Source organism: Iodobacter arcticus (assembly GCF_042664895.1).
Taxonomy (GTDB): domain Bacteria; phylum Pseudomonadota; class Gammaproteobacteria; order Burkholderiales; family Chitinibacteraceae; genus Iodobacter; species Iodobacter arcticus.
In genome coordinates this window covers 322,106-341,862 of sequence record NZ_JBHTBQ010000044.1, presented here as the reverse complement: position 1 = coordinate 341,862, position 19,757 = coordinate 322,106, and the positions used below count along the sequence as shown (strand labels likewise).

Below are 19,757 nucleotides of genomic sequence, written 5' to 3'. Positions count from 1 at the left end.
GGGGGTCAAGTTGGGTCAGTAAGTAACAATCGAGTTTGGCTTTAGCAACATCAATACCGAGATAAAACATGAGAATTCTTCCTGTAAAAAAGCCTAATTCACCCACTTGCCTTGTGCATACAGGGTCAAAGCCCTTGGCTACCGTCCAGTGTCTGATTTGGCGAAAGAAGGGAGGTGAAGGGTTTGATCTACAGAAGAAGGTCAATGCCTTAAGGTTGGGCTCAAACTCACTTCGCCTCGTGTGGTAGTAGCTAACCACCACAGGGAACAAGATACAAGGTTGGGTTAGCGGGTTTGTTCGCTGGTTTTAGGCGGAGAAACCTGCGTAACCCAACATTTAAGCTTTCGCCATAATAAGCTTGGTTTTATAGGGTGTACAACGACGCAGTCGTTGCGCACCGAGGGGCGGTGCGCAAGAAAAACGACTTGCACACCCTATAAAAATCAGCTTTTTTTCTATGTATTGGTCATAAATTGATGCGTATAACGCGATAAAGCAGCTAATCCAAGCTACGAAAACGTCGTTTACGGTTAGCGTGCTTAAGCTGATTGGATTGAGGTGAAACCTGCCAAATCTAATGTAAAAGCGGCGGCTTGCACCCGCCCTACGATGATGGAAGCTGAAATCAACCACAGGATACTTAAATGAATCTCGACCGCTACACCGTAAATTGGAATTACCCCACCAATGTGAAATGTGGCGTGGGGCGGGTTAAGGATTTGCCGCAGTTGGCGCGATCTTTAGGGATTAAAAGACCGCTACTGATTACTGATCCGGGCTTGGCGACTTTATCGCCTGTCCTGAGCACTATGACTTTACTGGATGGGGCTGATTTACACGCAGGCCTGTTTCACCAGATTAAGGGCAATCCAACCGGGCAGAATGTGGCCGACGGGGTGGCGGCTTATCACCAAGGTGGTTTTGATGGCGTGATTGCACTGGGTGGTGGTTCGGCACTGGACGCGGCCAAGGCGGTGGCGATGATGGTTGGGCAGAGCGGGTCGCTTTGGGATTACGTAGATGAGGGGGACAACTGGCTAAGAATTAAAACCGAAGGCATGGCGCCGCTGGTGGCGATTCCTACCACGGCTGGCACAGGCTCTGAAGTGGGCCGGGCTTCGGTGATTACCCATGAAGCTGAGCACGCTAAAAAGATTATTTTTCACCCGCGCATGTTGCCTGCCATTGTGATTTTAGATCCAGTGCTCAGCACCGGCTTGCCCGCCAAGCTAACCGCAGCGACGGGAATGGATGCACTCAGCCATAGTTTAGAAGCCTATTGCTCGCCGTTTTATCACCCGATGGCCAGTGGCATTGCCTTAGAAGGAATGCAGCTGGTGCGGGAATGGCTACCGCGTGCCGTTGCTGATGGCACAGATCTTGAGGCGCGGATGCAAATGCTGGTGGCTTCCAGCATGGGGGCAACGGCATTTCAGCGCGGGCTGGGGGCGATGCACGCGCTGGCTCATCCGCTGGGGGCGCGTTTCGATGCCCATCACGGCATGCTCAACGCCATTCTGATGCCCTATGTTTTAAAAGCCAATCAGGTCGCCATCGACGAGCGCATCACCGCCGCCGCCCGCTATCTAGGCCTGCCCAATCCTTCATTTGCCGCATTTTTAGATTGGGTGCTACGTCTCAGAGAAGAAGTCGGCATTCCGCATACGCTTAAAAGCATAGGCATCAATGAATCCTGTCTGGAAACCATCGGCACCGCGGCAGTAGCCGACGGTGCACATGGCAGCAACCCAATTCCTTTTACTCCGCAGCAATATCAAGGTATTTGCGCGGCGGCTTTGGATGGCTTGTTGTAGAAGTTTGGGGTGTGTATTCAGATGTTATGTTGCCAAACCCAAGTCTTGAAGCACGGAGGACACAGAGAACACGGAGTTTCACGGAGAAAGACAAAGCTTGAATTAAGTTGTTTTATAGATTTTAAGCATTTTAAAACCTAGCAATTGGGACTCGTATCGCAGTGAGTGGCACGGGGCTTAAATCTCCCCTTGAAACACGCCGGAGTGAGGAACAAGCGGGGCGGGGGATCGCTTGGGAGCGAGGAACGAGCCAATCCCGCCCGCCGCCGACTCGATTGGACCGCAGCAGGGGCCTTCGTGTTTTGAGTTTGTGGCTTGGCTTCGTTTCTTGGCCACACAAGAAAGGAAGGTCCAGCGGGACGCCCGCACCAAAATCAACGTGCCGAAAGCACTAAAAAGCTCTTTTTGTATTTGGGTGCACTGTGCTCAGCCAGTTCGCAAACTTCCACTTACAGATCTGAACATCACCCCCCACTGGAGCAGGTATGCAGCGTATTGCGGTAGCGGGTATTCAGCATGAAACTAATACCTTTGCCAGTATGCCCACCACGATGGCTCATTTTATTGAGGCCGATGCCTGGCCGGGTTTGACTCAAGGAGAGGCGGTTTTTGCTGCGGTGGCGGGGGCTAATTTGCCTTTGGCGGGGGCGATTGCCGCGCTGGAGGCGGACGGTTTACACGTTTTGCCGCTACTCTGGGCCTCGGCCAACCCCAGTGGCCGGGTTGAGGATGCGGCGTTTGAAGCGCTATGGGCGATGTTTGAGTTGGCTCTTTTAAATGCAGGGCCGTTTGATGGCGTGTACTTAGATTTGCACGGCGCTTTGGTAACAGAGCGATATGACGATGGCGATGGCGAATGGCTGCGTCGTACTCGCGCTTTACTGGGTGAGCAAATCCCCATCGTGGCCTCTCTCGATTTTCATGCAAATGTCAGCCCCTTAATGGTGAAATCAGCCAGCGCCTTGGTCGGCTATCGCAGCTACCCGCATGTGGATATGGCTGAAACCGGGGCAAGGGCGGTGGGCTTGTTGCAGCGTCTTCTTGTGGGCGAGCAGCTGCATTCTGCTTTTGTACAACTGCCGTTTTTGATATCTATGCCTTGGCAATGCTCATTGATCGAGCCGGTGGCTAGGCTGATGCAGGAGGCAGAGCAGGCCGAAGTGGGCGATATAGTGAGCGTGAGTTTCTTTCCCGGTTTTCCTTTGGCCGATGTGGCCGATGGCGGCCCTGCGGTGCTGGTCTATGCGCATCAGGCCGACGTGGCCCAAGGTGTTGCGGCCGCTTTGGCGAGAGCCGTGGAAAGCGCCGAAGCAGAATTTGACGGCCGATTATGGCAGTCGCATGCCGCTTTGGAATACGCACGCGAGCATGCTCGTGCAGGCCATACGATTGTACTTGCCGACACCTGCGATAATCCCGGTGGCGGTGCGGGCAGCGATGCGGCGGGGATTATTGTTGATTGTCTTAGTGCTCAAATGCCAGCGGTGGTGCTTGGTATTTTATGTGATCCAGCGACAGCAAAAGCGGCGCATGTGGCAGGCGTAGGGGCCGTTTTGCACCGTGCCATAGGAAGGGCCGATTGTTCTGCGTATGGCGAGTGGAAGGTGGCGGGCCTTGGCAATGGGCAGTTTGCTGCAACAGGGCCTTTTTATTCAGGCTGCCAAATGGATCTGGGGCAGATGGCCCGCTTGGAATATCAGGGGGTGACGGTGCTGGTGAGCAGCCGCAAGCAACAAGCGGCAGATCAGGCGATGTTCCGCCATCTGGGTGTAGAGCCTAGTGAAGTGCCTGTGTTGATATTAAAAAGTAGCGTGCATTTTCGGGCTGATTTTGGCGCAATTGCGGCAGAGATTCTGGTGGTAGAGGCCGATGGCGAGCATGTGGCCGATCTAAGCCGCTTGCAATATCGTGTATGCAAACGCCGGCCAGCGAGTCGGGCTAAGGCAAAAGATCTGTAGACACAGAACCTTGTAGGGTGGGCACGTTTTTTGTGCCCACGCGACGATGGAAGGCAAAAAATATGTAGATTTATAGGGTGAAAAACGCCGTAGGCGTTACGCACCGAAACAAAGGCGCAGTCCATACAGCATCTGCGTGGGCAAGATAAAGCGCTTTTGCCCACCCTACAATTTGGGTTCTCTGTGTCTACAGACCTTTTAGCTTTTTGATCAATACTTGAAGTAAAACCCAAAGTGCCCAAAGCTTTCGCCGCGCTCTATCTTGGGGGAGCCGCTGCCGTCTGCGATATATCCCCAGTCTGCGCTGATTAATCCCCAATCCTGAATTTGCCAGCGTAACCCAAGGCCGATGCTGCCGAGGGCTTCCTGGCTGCTGGTTCCCGCTTCGGGAGAGCGGCGGTGAATGGCGCCTGCGTCGATAAAGCTAAGCAGGCGTAAGCCCTCAAAAAGTTTGGGCGTGCTGATTTCAAACGTGCCTTGCACGCCACTATCGCCAGTGGCGCTGCGATCGCTTACCCCACGCAGAGAGCTGCTGCCGCCCAAGGCAAATTGCTCGCCTGAGATTAGTGCTTCGCTGGCGAATTGGCCGCTTAATTTAAGCGTGGCTTGCCAGTCGCCCGCAAAGCGGTACAGCCCTTCGGCTTTTGCATGCCATGCCTGCCAATTGCTATGCGCGCCGCTGCGGTTGGCCTGATAAGCTTCATCATCGTTGCCGTAGCCCGATGGTAGATTGTGGCTGTAATCAAGACCAATATTGACCTCGATATCTTCACTTTGCCAGTGGCTGTTATAAGCCAGTGTGAGTGGCCGGCTGCGTACATCGGGGCTGAGCTGGCCCACGCCAGATACATCAGTGCCCCGAAATAGCTTATCGTCGAGCGCCACTTCAATTTGCGAGCGGTATTGTCCGTCCATAGGCAGATGGTGGGTGTAACGCAGCCCGCCTGATTCGCCTTTACCTGTGATGATTAAACCTTCGCCTAAGCTACCCGAATCTACTTTTGATTGTGCATAGTAGGCAGCCAAGCTGCCGCCAAGGCTATAGAAGGGCATGCGGTAAAACACACCGTACTGGCTGACATTATCGGGTTGGCTAGGGGCGGTGGAGTAGCTGACTGTGGCAACATGATCACTGTTAAATAAATTGGTGTGCTGCAATCCCAAAGACAGGCGCAAGCGGCCGTTATCATCCGAGCCAGAGTTATTACCGGAAACAAAAACACTCCATGGTTTTTGTTGCTGGGTATCGATGATGGCTTCAATGCTATCGATTTCGCCTTCTTTAAAAGTGATATTGGTCTGCTTGCTTGGGTTTTCATTGGCGATGACCAGCTGTGTGGTCATCGCCTGAAAATTAGGCGAGCCGCCTTCTTGCAGTGCGGGTAGGCTGTTGCGCTGATTTTCTTCATCAAAAAAGAGCGTGTTTTTGAGTGTGATTTTACTAAGTTTGAAGCTCAGCACTTCTAAAGTGATGATGCCTGATGCTTCTTGCGGCGGTAAGGTGACGCGTAAAAAGCCATGTCCACGTTCGCGTAAAGCGGATTCAAGTGCGCTGGCTGCCTGTTGTAAATCACTGAGCGAGCGGTTGTTGCCTAAATAGGTTTGTAAGAGCTGGCTGCTGGCCTCGGCAGAAAGCGGGTTTTCACCTTTTACCTGGTAGGCTGTCACATTAAAGAGTGGCTCCTCGGCTAATACAAGGCCTGAAATTATGCTAGTGAGGAGGCTGGCAGGTAAAAAATGGCGAAATTTCATAGCGCGCGGTAGCTCTCGTTTATTTGACTGTACCCGGTTTGCAGCCAAGGTTAGAGGGAAGGCCATTTTTGCTGAGCATGTCTCGAAGTGGAACCTTGATGATGCCGATCGGTGTTTTATCAAATTCAATAAAGACAGGGAGTTCACGTAAGCGAATAGGGCTATTTTTGTTTGAAAATCCCGTTTCATCTTTCCCTAAAAATAGCACTTGCTGGCTAGTGTTGTCAGTTAGACTAACATTACCGTCGCGGACGTGTACATAGAGCCCCGGCATCTCGTTATTGCCCTCGCTTTGGCCAAATAAGAGTTGTAGATCCACGGGAATGGTATCTGGCCGTGGTGCTGGCATATTGCTAAGCCCAGCAGGCGGTGTGCTTGGGCGTAAAATACCGGAGCTGCGGATCAATACCGTTTCCCCAAGATTAAGCTGCTGAATGGGGCCGTTGATGGGTGTTACCGTGATACTGCCTTCCCACACATAGGCACCAAAGCCATCCATCCCCGGTAGTTCTGGATCGGCGCAGGCTGCAGTGCATTCAAAATCGACCCCGGTACCGCGTATGCCAATCGTGGCGCTTTTGGTCTTATATTGCACTGCGTCTGGTTTGGCTTTACCGATTAAGCCCGTGAGCGCGCGTAAGCCACCTTTAAAAAGAGATACGCCAAAATTACCTTCGGCAGGTACTTCAGCCTTGTATTCAAAGCGATCAATCTGCATTTGTGTGTCAGAGCGCAAAGACACTTTGCCACCATCCCTAAAGGCCAATACCAGCGTGCCATCAGGCGTGGTTTCAACGCGTTCCCCCACATAAACCGCGCCACCTTGCACCAACATGCGCAGCACGCCTTCCTTATTTCTTACATTGGCTTTGCCAGATAAGCTCACTACCCTTGCTGCAGCGGCCACTTCTACGGCTTTATTTTGCTGAGTGGGTGCTTGCTTGGCTTCCTGGGCGCAATCACCCGCACAAAGCCGTGCATCAAAATCAGTACCACGAATCCCAATGGTGGCGCTTGAAGTTTGAATTTTGGCGGCATTCGCCGATTGTTTAGAAATCAGCCCGGTTACTGCGCGTAAGCCGCCTTTAAATAAGCCTAAAACCATGCTGTCTTCACGGCCACTTTGCCCAAAAGCGAAGCTATCAATTTTCATGCGGGTATCAGGGCGGACGGTGATTTGTCCGCCGTCATTAAATTTAAGTACGGCATGGCTATTGGGTGCGGTAATGATTTCATCGCCCTCATTTAAAATAGAGCCTCTGCCAATCAGCTTTAGCCCGCCATTTTTACCCTGAGCAGACGCTGCACCTTGCACCGAGGCAACTTCAGCCACAATTGCGGCATAGCTTGGCACTTGGATTAAAAGGCTGAGGAGCAAGAGCTTAAGGGCAGTTGGCATCGTCTTCTCCGGCAACCCTGATTGTTTCTTTGGGCGGCTCAATTTCTTCGGGTTTTTGGGCTTCAAAGGGCAATTGCCCTGTTCCAATGAGCTGAAAGTGAATTTGCTGGTCTTGTTTTTGCAAAACAATCACTTTGACTAATTGTTTAGCCTGTTCTTCTGTTGCATTAATCGGCAATTTGGAAATCAGTCCCCCATCCGGGTTCTTTCCTGTTTTATTGACCAGCCCGCTGGTTTTGATTTGATCGGCCGTTATATTATTGCTAACGGTTCTGCTACTACCATAAGTGATGGCGCCACCATTGGCAGAAACAGCTTTCACGCCAGGGGCGACTTGAATCACCGTCGCATCAACAGAAATCTCGCCCGTCGTGCCGCTTACTCCCGGCTGTGCACCTTGGCGTGCTCCTTGATTATTTAATTGCGCCGTGGTGGCGCCTGCAATTAAATCAGCATTCTGAATATAGCTATCATTGGCATTTATTTTTATATCGCCTGCTGCAATTAAGGCTGTGTTCTGAATAATATTGTCATCGTTTTTTCCTGTGTCTCGGCTGCTTAATCGGATTGTGCCGGTAGATTTAAGCGCACCGTTTACTCTTAATGCCCCATTACTGATCAGTGAAGTATCATCGGCACTGAGTGGTGCGCTCACCGTGAGTGTGCCTTGGTTATCAATCAGTACATTGCCCTTGGTGCTAATTCCTTGCAGGGCAAGATCCACATTATTATTAAGCGTTAAGCTGCCATCACTGTTTGCGCTTAATTGGGAAATTTTATGATTTCCTTTATCCAGTGTGATTTGCGTTTTTCCATCAAGCTGCAGCTTTTCCGTGTTAATCTGGCTATTGGTTGTGTCGAGCAACTCATTCGCTTTTAAATTGACTGCAGTGCCTTGAACCTGGTTGTTTATAATTAATGTACCAAGTGTATTTACATTAATCACGCCCGCGCTGTTTGCACCGCTTAAAGCAAGAGATTTACTATTATTAAGTGTAATATCTCCCTTACTGTTTAGCGTTGCAAAATCAATGGTGTTGGCGTTTTCTTGCAAATTAATACCCAGCTCGGCATCGACATTCAATTTGTTTGCGCTTATTTTTGCGCCACCTGCTTCATTCAGGCTTCCGTTGGCTATTTTAAACTGTACTAAATTGCCAGTCAGACTGTCTTTAATCAGCAAATTACCATTACTGCCAATTTGGATATCGCCATTCGTACTGGTCGTATCCAAGATTAACTCTTTAGAATTGAGTAATATAATGTTTCCGCTATCACTGATAAGCTTTACCTGATCTAAGCTATTGGCTTTATCCAGCGTGATCCCTGTGGCCGCTTTGGCATTGAGCTGTTTACTGGTGATGATTGCACTGCTAATGAGTTTTCCGTCACTATTGAGTGAGATAGTATTACTGGATATATTTTCATTAATATTTAAATTACCCGCCGCTCTGATTTGTATATTGCCACTGCTGTTTGTTTTTCCAAGAGTAAGGGATTTTGTATTGCTGAATGAGATATCGCCTTCACTACTGATTAAACTAGCCTGATTAATGGTGTTGGCATTGTCGAGCTTAATGCCCTTGCTGGCGCTGGCAATTAAGGTCTCTGCATTAAGTGCGCCATTGGCAAGACTGCTAATTTCTCCCCCACTTGCTTTAAGGCTAATGTCTTTAGCTGATATGCCATCGTTTAATCCTAAATTGCCCTGCGTATCGATGCGTAGCAAGCCTGCGGTTTTAATAGGGCCAAGTGCCAGTGTTTTTGTATTAGCAAAAATAATGTCACCATTGCTGTTTGGAACAAAGGTGTCAACAGTATTGGCTTCGCCAAGGCTAATGCTGCTGGCTTGTGCATTGAGTAGCTTAGTGGTGATTGTGCCGCCTGTAGTCTGGCTTAATGCGCCTGCGCTATTAATAAATAAATCTGAGTTTGCAATATTAAAGCCTTTTATTGAAATATCACCAACCTTATTTCCTTTTGCATCACCAATAATGATTCTGCTGGCTTTTATACGATCAAAATCGCTCTGGCTTAACTCTAATCCCGAGTTGATTCTGGTGTTGCCGCCTAAAGATACTTTAACAGTATCTGTAGTGCTGGGGGTATAGAAAAAATCAGTGGTGTCAATCTGGCCTTTTTCACCCATATTAAGTTGATCAGTTGTTAAATTAAGGTTTTTGCTATTGATGCTGTTATTAATGCTGATGCCACTGGCAGATTGCAATCTAGCCGCATCTGTACTGCTCAGCGGGCCATCAACTGTTATTTTTCCTGCTGTGCTGATATCTACTCTTCTTGCTTTAATCTCTTTTAATAAAATAGTGTCGTTATTTTTTAATAATAAATCTCCTGCTGTGCTTGAAGCGCTGAGCGTGCCAATATTTTGAACGCTATTGTTAAGCACAATATCACCCGTAGCCGTTAGCTTTGCATTGCCACTTAATTTAGCATTGGCACTATCGCTCATGGTGTTGGCCGTTAAATCAATTTGATTGGCAGATAAATTACCTGTAAGCACTAAGCCTTCAGTATTATTAAGTTTAAATTGATCGGCACTTGATTCTGCTAAAGAAAGAATCTTGGTATTATTCAGCACAATATTGCCTTGGCTTGTTTTAAGTGAGGCAATATCTATTTTATTGCTTTGATCGAGCGAAATACCTTTTGCGGCGGTGATGCTTAAATTGTTGCTGTTAATACTTCCCTTGCTTGATTCGTTAACGCTACCTGTTGCTGAATTTAACGTGCTGGTTTTTGTATTGATGGAGCTTGCTAAATTAATATTACCCTGACTGGCTGTGATTGTCGCAGTATTTGCGGTAAGCGTATCGTTGAGCGTAATATCGCCCTTGTTGGTTATTTTTATATCACCATTATTACTATTGATGATATCCAGTGTAATGGCTTTATTATTATTTAAATTAATATTTTTGCTATTAATTGCAGCCTTGTCTATCATGTTTTCTTTATCAAGCGTAACTGTACCTGAAGCAGCGATGCTTAAAGTACCCACTGTAATGACGCTACTGCTTGCTTGGCTTATGTTGTTGGATTTAAGTGTTGCTGTATTTGCAGTAGATAACTCACCATCGAGCGTAATATCTCCCGTACTATTTAAATCAATATTTCCACTGCTTTTCAGACTGCTCACGTTGAGTATCTTATTGTTTTTAATTTTTATATCGCCCGTTGTATTGCGGGCGCTCAGTGTATCTATTTTATTATCTAGACCAAGGTTTAAAGCGGTAGCCGAAGCGGCGGTGAGCTTGCTTGCCTGAATAATGCCTACACTTTGATTAATCGCTCCTGCCGTAGCGGTAAGGCTTAAGTTTTTTGCTGCAATAAGATTATTAATCGTTAAATTATTGCTGGCACGAACACTAATATCATTGCTACTAGCTAGACCATCGGCATAACCTGATAGGCCAATAGCCAGGTTGCCGGTGTAATCAAGATCAATATCACCACTGGCGGTGAGTGCAACACCATCATTAAATAAATTACCACTATTGTTTAGCGTGATACTACTGCCTCTGGCGGCAAAGCCTTTTACTTTGAGCGCACCAGTCTGGCTGACTGCTGCATTTGAATAAACTTCCAGTATGGGCGTGCTGCTGCCAGTGCTTAGATCGATTGTTGCAAGATTAACTGTGCCAAGCTGATGCGAGCTATTGCCTATTTTTATGCTGTTGGCCGTCATATTATTGAATTCGCTTTGGCTTATTCCAAAGCCACTGCGAGAGCCGCCTAATTGTGTAGCAATTGCACTGCTGGTAGGGGATATATTAATAGTGCCGCCACTGGCAAGCAAAGTAGCAACATTTGACCCTGATGTCAGAGCAATGCTGTCTGCTTGTAGATTGATATTTGTTGCTGTTATTTTTCCTGCATTGCCACTGCTGGGAATCGTAATTGTTTTACTGGCTGCTGTGGTAATTAAATCAGCATTGCCAGTGCCTGCATTAATTTCCAGTCCATCAAAGTCAATTGATCCTGAGTTTTCTATTGATATATTGCCATTATTGGTAATGATGCCACTTTGATTGATTGCCGGGTGATCGCTGACCGCGCTGAATTTTAAATCAGCATTGTTTTTGATAAGAATTCCAGCACCGCTTGCTACTGTTTTGGCAGTTACTTTACCAATGCTGTTGCTACTGTTATTTAAGTTAATACTGCCGCTTTCTACCAGTAAAAGTAATTCTCCCGGCTCGAAAGCAGGCGAAGGTGGATCGGATATTCTTTTTTTAATGCTAATCGGTGCGGATTGGCTAATGTTGCCCTCATTTTTAATCCAGCTATTGTCCCCCATTTCTGAGCTTGAGCTACTGGTGCTTGAATCTGAAAAAGCAGCTATTTCCAGTGCGTTACTATTTTTTAGCTTAAGCGTGCCTTCAGTTTTAACACTTATTTTATTTATATAGTTTAATGCTAGCCCCAGATCAATTGGGCTAATCGAGCCTGAAGGGGCTGGGGTTAGGGTTGAAACAGTTAAATGATCTGCTTTGATATAGCCATAAGAGGGAGATGGGCTAAGAGTCGTTTGGCTGATGCCGGTTTTGCCATAAATACTCAGGTTTTTTCCGCTACGATCAACTTCTGCCTGAATTGAAACACTGTCTTCACTTCTGAATTCAAGATTTTTACCGCTTATTTTTGCAAGCTCGGATGTTTTTAGGCCCATGCTTGATGAGCTATCATCATCAATTGATCCACCTAATTTAAGCGAACTTTTGGCTTTAATCAGTGTTTTTTTATCTGTGCCGGTGGTAATTGCACCATTTAATTCAAGTGCATAAGCTTCAAATGTAATATTGCCCTGGGTAGAAATTGCACCGGAATTAATTTTTTCATTATCAGCTTTTAAAATAATATCGCCCGTTCCCGAATTAGTAATTGCATAACTGCCCATATCAATGGCTGGTGTTGGGGATGGGGATGGATATTGGGCGTGGAGGGTGAGGGAGTTATTTGAGGTATAGCTATAGTTGGTGCTGACCGTAATGATTCCTTCCGATTGCACCGTCACATTATTACTTAACAGTGCAGTTGAAATAGCGGTGGTCAGTAAATAGCTTTCTGCGCTTGCATTCGTATTAGAAAAAATGCCACCACTTTCTGTTGGGGTAGGAGGGCATGGGCTTGGGCCAGGGCTAGGGCAGGCGGAAATAATGCTGATGCCGTTTGGATCTAGCAATAATGTGCCTGCTTTGCCTGCGGGGGCAGAGGTGTCCACACGCGCATTAAAATCTAAATGTTTTTTGCCTGAAGTTTCAACCAGCCCGCCATCACCGCTTAATGCGCCGCCTCTGGCGCTGATTTCCCCGTTTACTCTGCTTATATTGTCTGCCCAGACGATCACTTTGCCACCATTGCCTTCAGTGATCGCGTCGGCGCGCAAAGTGCTTTCTGCGCTGGTGTAACTAGCTTCTGAGTTGGAAACTAAAGGATTTCCCCCTTGATAGTCCCCTCCCAATAAAATACTTCCGCCTGCGTTTTGTCCGCTGGCATCTACGATGGCATGATCGAGCAGCCCCACATGCTTGCCAAGTAGCTGCACATCGCCGCCTTTAAGGCCTGTTGCGCTGATCTGGCCGCTGGCGAGCAAGATGCCCGTAGGGCTTGCATCGAGTGTGACTTGCCCACCGACTGCGCCGTTTGCCGTGATTTGGCTACCTGCACTGGTTTCTATTTGATCGCTGGCACGCAGTAAAACTTTGCCGCCAATTTGTTCGGCACGCACAGCGCGAATTTCCCCGCTGTGTTTTAAGGTGCCAGCAAACAGGCCAACGGCATCACCTTTGATCTGCCCCAGATTAATTACACTATCGCTTGGTGCTTGTAAGGTAAAGCGTAGGCCTTCTAGGCTTAGGCTGACAATCTCAACCGATTTGCCAGCAGCAAGTACCACATTGCCGTTGCTGGCTTCGATGAGGCCGCTGTTTTTAATATCGGGTGAAATTAGGAAAACATCGCCATTCTGGCTACGTATCACCCCTTCTACGGCTATTTTTCCGCCATGGCCATCAAAGCGATAACGGCCATTAAGAAAATCATCATTCTTAATATCGAGCGTGGAAGCGACAAAGCCAGCGGTATCAATTCGGGCATCTTTGCCGACCAGTAAGCCATTTTTATTGATTAGAAACACGCGGCCATTCGAGCTGAGCTGTCCAAGAATTTGGGATGGATCGATGCCGCTAACACGATTTAGCACGATGCTTTTGGCGGACTCCTGCTGAAAACGCGTAGCCTCGTCATTGGCGATATTAAATTTTTGCCACTCGATAATCGCGTTGGGCGTGTTCTTGATGGTGAGCATTTTGCCCACCTGCTGGATATCCGCCGAGCCATGAATGATTCTTGCATTTTCAGGATTAGCGTAGGCCGGCACACCCATCAATAGCGGTAAGGTACTTGCAATGGCGAGCACCAAGGGGTGTAAAGGAAATTGCGGTTTCATACTGGCCTCCGCTGTCACTGAAATATTGGGATCGCTTAATTCTAGTTTGTGATATGCCATTTACCAGTGGCTTCTGCAGAAGTTAAAACGATATTACTGTTTTCCTTTCTTTTAGCTTTTTGTTTTCTTTTTTAATAAGTCAGTAACAACGGTAAGTAAAAACCCTTATTTTTTTAATGTGTGCATATAAGGGATTTCCTGATTGAAAACATTGCTCCCTTTTGGGTTTGGCATATAGAATCAAGACCATTTCGCCGCAAATTGCTAAAAAAATTTCTGCTTCCCCTAAGGGTTTTGTGATGGATCGACAAGGCTGGTTAAAGGGCACGTTGTATAGCCCGACGTTCGAACAAGATAGTTGTGGCTTCGGCCTGATTGCTCAAATGGATGACAAGCCGTCGCATTGGCTGGTTTCTACCGCAATTAGCTCTCTTGCATGTCTAACACACCGTGGCGCTGTTGCCGCTGATGGAAAATCAGGCGATGGCTGTGGTCTGCTATTTCGAAAACCGGATGGTTTCTTGCGTGCCGTGGCCGCAGAAAATCAATTTACGGTGGCCGATGAATACGCTGTAGGGATTATTTTTTACAGTGCGCAAACAACATTAACAAAACTCTTTGCAGCGATGGAAGAGCAGGGCTTGTCGGTCGCTGGGGTTCGCAGTGTGCCGGTTAATATTGAGGCCTGTGGCGAGTACGCCTTACAAACGCTGCCGCAAATTGGCCAGCTGTTTGTCAATGCGCCAGCAGGAATGACGAGTCAAGTATTTGAGCGCAAGCTTTATCAAGCACGACGTGTGGCAGAAAAAGCCAACACTGACGATGCTGCTTTCTATATGCCAACCTTAAGCCCGCATGTACTGTCTTATAAGGGCTTGGTGACTCCGGATAATTTGCCAGAATTTTATCTGGATCTGAAAGATCCGCGTTTTGAATCGTCGCTGGCGGTTTATCACCAGCGCTTTTCGACCAATACTTGGCCGCAGTGGAAGCTGGCTCAGCCTTTCCGCTATCTGGCGCATAACGGCGAAATTAATACCCTGCACGGTAATCGTTTATGGGCCAAAGCCCGCGAAGCGATTATGGACAGCGAGCATTTGGATATGGACACGGTACGCCCGATTGTTCAAACCAATGGCTCTGATTCGATGTCAATGGACAATATGCTCGAAGGCTTGCTGATGGGCGGCATGGATGTATTCCGTGCTTTCCGCATGCTGGTGCCGCCTGCATGGCAAAACGTTGATAGCAATGACCGTGACTTACGCGCATTTTACGAATACAACTCCATGCATATGGAGCCGTGGGATGGCCCAGCCGGCATCGTTTGGACCAACGGCCGTTACGCAGGCTGTGCGCTAGATCGCAATGGCTTGCGTCCTGCACGTTATGTGATTACCAAAGATCGCCACCTGACCATTGCTTCCGAGATTGGCGTGTGGGGCTATAAGCCTGAAGACGTTGTAAAGAAAGGCCGCGTTAAACCTGGCCAGATTGTGGCTGTCGATTTAAGTAATGGCGAATTCCTAGATACCGAAACAATTGATAACCGCCTGAAAACCGCCCAGCCTTACCGCGCTTGGGTGAAGAAACACGCCCAGCATTTAGAGCTGGCAGAAGACAACTCACCGCTAGAAGCGATGAGCCGTGCAGAATTGCTGACCTACCAGAAGCAATTTCAGCTGACTTTTGAAGAGCGCGATCAAATCTTGCGCGTACTTGCTGCGGATGGCCAAGAAGCCATCGGCTCGATGGGGGACGACACGCCAATGGCGGTGTTATCCGAGAAAGTACGCTCCCCATATGATTATTTGCGCCAACAATTTGCACAGGTGACCAATCCGCCGATCGATCCGATCCGCGAAGCGATCGTGATGTCGCTGAACACCTGTTTTGGGCCAGAGCGCAATCTGTTTAAAGAAACAGAATTTAACGCCAGCCGCTTAGAAGTGCGCTCGCCGGTATTGTCGTCAGATAAATTTGATGCGCTGACCACAATGACTGGCCCAGATTACAAGCCGGCTTTCTTTGATATTACGTTCGACCCAGCTCAAACCACTTTAAAAGCGGCCATCGAAGCGCTGCGTGCCAATGTATTGGCCAGCGTTCGCGATGAAAAAACCGTGGTGGTGGTGTTAAGCGATACAAATATTCAAAAAGGCCGCTTGCCGATTCCTGCGCTGTTTGCAGTGGGCGCGGTGCACCATGTGCTGGTGAATGAAGGCTTACGTTGCCTGACGAATATTATTGTAGAAACGGCCACGACGCGCGATCCGCATCACTTTGCTTGCTTGATTGGCTATGGTGCAACGGCGGTATTCCCTTATTTGGCTTACCAAACGATTAAAGAATTGGTAGAAATCGGCCAGCTTGATTTGCCGCTGGAAAAAGCCGCCAATAATTTCCGTAAGGGGATTAATAAGGGCCTGTTAAAGATTCTCTCCAAAATGGGCATTTCAACCGTTGCTTCTTATCGTGGTTCGCAATTGTTTGAAGCCGTTGGCGTGAATGAAGAAGTGGTTGATCTCTGCTTAAACGGCACGGTTTCACGGATTTCTGGCGCTAATTTTGCTGATTTCCAAGAAGACCAAGGCAAGCTCAACAAGCTGGCTTTCAACACCATGCGCCCGATTGCGCAAGGTGGCTTGTTGAAATATGTATTTGGCGAGGAATACCACGCTTACAACCCTGATGTGGTGATGCAGCTGCAAAAAGCTGTGCAAAACGGCGATTACAAGGAATACCGCAAGTACGCCGATCTGGTGAACAAGCGTCCTATCGCTATGTTGCGCGATTTGATGGGCTTGAAGCTGGATACTGCGAAGGCGATTTCGATTGATGAAGTCGAATCCGTCGAATCGATTCTGAAGCGTTTTGATTCCGCAGGCATGAGCTTGGGCGCACTCAGTCCAGAAGCGCACGAGGCTTTGGCCGAGGGGATGAACCGCTTAGGCGGCAGATCGAACTCGGGCGAGGGCGGTGAAGATCCGGCGCGTTATGGCACGGTGAAAATGTCCAAGATCAAGCAAGTGGCTTCTGGCCGATTTGGGGTCACACCGCATTATTTGGTCAACGCCGAAGTCTTGCAGATCAAGGTCGCGCAAGGTGCAAAACCGGGTGAAGGTGGCCAGTTGCCGGGGGATAAAGTGAGCCCGCTGATTGCTAAGCTGCGTTGCTCTAAGCCTGGGATTTCCTTGATTTCCCCGCCTCCGCATCACGATATTTATTCGATTGAAGATTTGGCGCAACTGATTTTTGACTTGAAACAGGTCAATCCAGATGCGCTGGTATCGGTGAAACTCGTCGCCGAGCCGGGTGTGGGCACGATTGCTGCCGGTGTGGCGAAGGCTTACGCCGATCTGATTACTATCTCGGGTTACGACGGTGGTACAGGCGCATCGCCTTTGGCTTCTGTGAAATATGCCGGTACGCCGTTTGAGCTGGGCCTGACCGAAGCGCAGCAAGTCTTGCGTGCCAACGGCTTGCGTGGCCGTGTGCGTATGCAGGCTGATGGTGGCTTAAAGACCGGTCTGGATGTGGTGAAAGCCGCCATGATGGGCGCGGAAAGCTTTGGTTTTGGTACTGGGCCGATGGTGGCATTGGGTTGTAAGTTCTTAAGAATTTGCCACTTAAACAACTGCGCCACCGGCGTGGCAACGCAAGAAATCAAGCTGCGCTCCAAGTACTTTATTGGCCTGCCAGAAATGGTGGTGAATTACTTTACCTTTATCGCGCAAGAAACCCGTGAATGGATGGCGGCGCTGGGAGTTCGTCAGTTATCCGATCTGATCGGCCATAGCGAAATGCTAGAGCTGGCAGCGGGCGCAACAGAAAGACAAGGCCGGCTAAAACTAGGCGTATTGCTTAGCCAAGGCACGATTCCAGAATCGCAACCACGTTTCTGTGTGGAAGCGCGCAACCCATCCTTTGATAAGGGTGAGCTGGCCGAAGAAATGGTGAAAGACGCCATTGCTGGGATTAAGAGCCAAACGCCGCAAAAATTTGAATACGCAGTACGCAATATTCATCGCTCCATCGGTGCGCGTTTGTCGGGCGAAATCGCCAAGGCACACGGCGCGGATGGCTTGCCAAGTGAATGCCTGCATATCAAATTGCATGGCTCGGCTGGGCAATCTTTGGGCGTGTGGAATGCCAAGGGCTTGACGATAGAGCTGGAAGGCGACGCTAACGATTACGTCGGCAAGGGCATGAACGGCGGGCGTGTGGTGATTTATCCACCAAAAGCCTCTGATTTTGAATCGCACTCGGCCGTGATTGTGGGTAACACCTGCCTTTACGGTGCAACCGGCGGCGAATTATTTGCAGCAGGTATGGCGGGTGAGCGCTTTGCGGTGCGTAACTCGGGCGCGACAGCCATTGTGGAAGGCATAGGTGATCATGGCTGCGAGTACATGACCGGTGGTTGTGTGATTGTGCTGGGTGAAACGGGCTACAACTTTGGGGCGGGGATGACAGGTGGTTTTGCGCTGGTTTACGATCCTAAAGAGCGCTTTGCTTACCGTATTAATAATGAGCTGGTGGATATTAATCTGATCAATGGCGAGTCTTACGGTGCAGTGCGGGCCTTCTTACGCGGTAAGTTGCGTGACCATGCCAAGCTAACCGGATCGACTCGCGCCATTGATATTCTGGCCGATTTTGATGAAGCGCAGGATAACTTCTGGCTGGTGAAACCTAAGGCGGCCAAGTTGGATGATCTTTTAAAGGATTAATAGATAGATGTAGGGTGGGCATGATGTTGTGCCCACGCGAGCATGTGCGTGACTCACGCGTGGGCAAGAAAACCGCTTTGCCCACCCTACATTTTCCAGCCCCTTATTCACCACCCTCAGATTCAAATACCGAGGTTTAGATCATGTCAGATGTATTCCAGTTTATGAAGGTTGCGCGCAATCCTGGCGAGAAGGTTGACGCTGCCGCGCGCAAGATTGTATTTAAAGAAATTTACGCTCCACTGAATAAGCCTGATGCCGGAGAGCAAGCTGCTCGTTGCCTAGGCTGCGGTAATCCGTATTGCGAGTGGGAATGCCCCGTACATAACTACATTCCCGATTGGCTCAAGCTTGTGGATGAGGGGCGTCTGTTTGAAGCAGCCGAGCTATCGCACAAAACCAATTCGCTACCAGAAATCTGTGGCCGCGTTTGCCCGCAAGATCGCCTGTGCGAAGGGGCCTGTACGCTTAATCAAGGTGGCTTTGGTGCGGTGTCGATCGGCTCGGTTGAAAAATACATTACCGATGAAGCATTCAAGCAAGGCTGGCGTCCGGATATGTCCGGTGTGGTGAAAACCGAAAAAAAGGTGGCCGTAATTGGCGCTGGCCCGGCAGGCTTGGCGTGTGCCGATGTGCTCATTCGTAATGGCGTGCAGCCGGTGGTGTTTGATCGCTACGAGCAAATCGGTGGCCTGCTTACTTACGGTATTCCAGAATTCAAGCTAGAAAAATCAGTAATGCAAACCCGCCGTGAAATCATGGAAGGGATGGGCATCGAGTTCTGCCTGAATACCGAAATCGGTAAAGACATTACCATCGAAGATTTGCTGACAGACTACGATGCCGTATTTATGGGCATGGGCGCTTACAAATATATGAAGGGGGGCTTTGAAGGTGAAGAGTTGCCCGGCGTAATGGAAGCGCTGCCGTTTCTGATTAATAACGTCAGAAACAGCATGGATACGCTGCCAGCGGGTGAAGATTACATCAGCATGGCTGGTAAGCGCGTGGTGGTCTTGGGTGGTGGCGATACGGCAATGGATTGCAACCGCACCTCGATTCGCCAACTGGCACAATCGGTGATCTGCGCCTACCGCCGTGACGAAGCCAATATGCCAGGCTCCAAGCGTGAAGTATTAAACGCCAAGGAAGAAGGCGTTGAGTTTCTGTGGAATCGTCAGCCAGTGGGGATTATCCAAAATGCTGATGGCAGCCTTGGGCTAAAACTGGTGACCACTGAATTGGGCGCGCCGGACGCGAATGGTCGCCAAGCGGCGGTTGAAGTGGCAGGCTCCGAGCAAATCATCGAATGTGATCACGTGATCGTGGCCTTTGGTTTTCAAGCAGAAGCGGCATCTTGGTTTGAAGCTCAGGGCATCAAGGTGGACAGCCGTGGCCGTACCATTGCGCCAGAGAAACAAGCCTTGAAACACCAAACCAGCAATCCAAAAGTGTTTGCCGGTGGCGATCAGGTGCGCGGTGCAGATTTGGTGGTACGTGCCGTATTTGAAGGCCGCCAAGCTGCGGAAGGGATGTTGGAGTTTATGGGCGTTTGGTAATAGGCGTCTGATATGAGTAGTACAAAGGGGAGGCAGTAGCCCTCCCCTTTAGCGTTTATGGGGCTGATGTAGGAC

The 19,757-nt window shown here is 49.0% G+C and carries 7 protein-coding genes; 4 read left to right on the top strand and 3 right to left on the bottom strand.

Annotated elements, in window-relative coordinates; all coding sequences use genetic code 11:
• The first annotated feature begins 645 nt into the window (after positions 1 to 645).
• Positions 646 to 1,815: an iron-containing alcohol dehydrogenase gene (locus tag ACFQNF_RS18965; protein WP_380189643.1), complete on the top strand. Its 1,170-nt coding sequence runs from the start codon at positions 646 to 648 to the stop codon at positions 1,813 to 1,815.
• 485 nt (positions 1,816 to 2,300) lie between these two features.
• Positions 2,301 to 3,773 carry a M81 family metallopeptidase gene (locus tag ACFQNF_RS18960; RefSeq protein ID WP_380189641.1) on the top strand — a complete coding sequence of 491 codons (1,473 nt, stop codon included), beginning with the start codon at positions 2,301 to 2,303 and terminating at the stop codon, positions 3,771 to 3,773.
• Positions 3,774 to 3,983: 210 nt separating this feature from the next.
• On the opposite strand, the gene ACFQNF_RS18955 is transcribed toward ACFQNF_RS18960, so the two are convergent.
• The 3 genes from ACFQNF_RS18955 to ACFQNF_RS18945 all read right to left on the bottom strand — a co-directional run bounded on the left by ACFQNF_RS18955 (position 3,984) and on the right by ACFQNF_RS18945 (position 13,390).
• Positions 3,984 to 5,441, bottom strand: a complete 1,458-nt coding sequence (locus ACFQNF_RS18955) for a ShlB/FhaC/HecB family hemolysin secretion/activation protein (RefSeq protein WP_380189639.1) — start codon at positions 5,439 to 5,441, stop codon at positions 3,984 to 3,986.
• 103 nt (positions 5,442 to 5,544) lie between these two features.
• Positions 5,545 to 6,924, bottom strand: coding sequence for a FecR family protein (locus tag ACFQNF_RS18950; RefSeq protein WP_380189637.1), 1,380 nt, complete (start codon positions 6,922 to 6,924; stop codon positions 5,545 to 5,547).
• Positions 6,908 to 13,390, bottom strand: coding sequence for a two-partner secretion domain-containing protein (locus ACFQNF_RS18945; protein ID WP_380189635.1), 6,483 nt, complete (start codon positions 13,388 to 13,390; stop codon positions 6,908 to 6,910). Before ACFQNF_RS18945 ends, ACFQNF_RS18950 begins: the two co-directional genes overlap by 17 nt.
• A 299-nt stretch (positions 13,391 to 13,689) precedes the next feature.
• Between ACFQNF_RS18945 and gltB the strand changes: the two genes are divergently transcribed.
• Together gltB and ACFQNF_RS18935 are read left to right on the top strand one after the other, a co-directional pair.
• Positions 13,690 to 18,123, top strand: a complete 4,434-nt coding sequence (gene gltB, locus ACFQNF_RS18940; RefSeq protein WP_380189634.1) for a glutamate synthase large subunit — start codon at positions 13,690 to 13,692, stop codon at positions 18,121 to 18,123.
• Positions 18,124 to 18,266: 143 nt separating this feature from the next.
• The gene (locus ACFQNF_RS18935; protein ID WP_380189632.1) at positions 18,267 to 19,682 is read left to right on the top strand and encodes an FAD-dependent oxidoreductase; all 1,416 of its coding nucleotides are present in this window, start codon (positions 18,267 to 18,269) and stop codon (positions 19,680 to 19,682) included.
• The last annotated feature ends 75 nt before the right edge of the window (positions 19,683 to 19,757 follow it).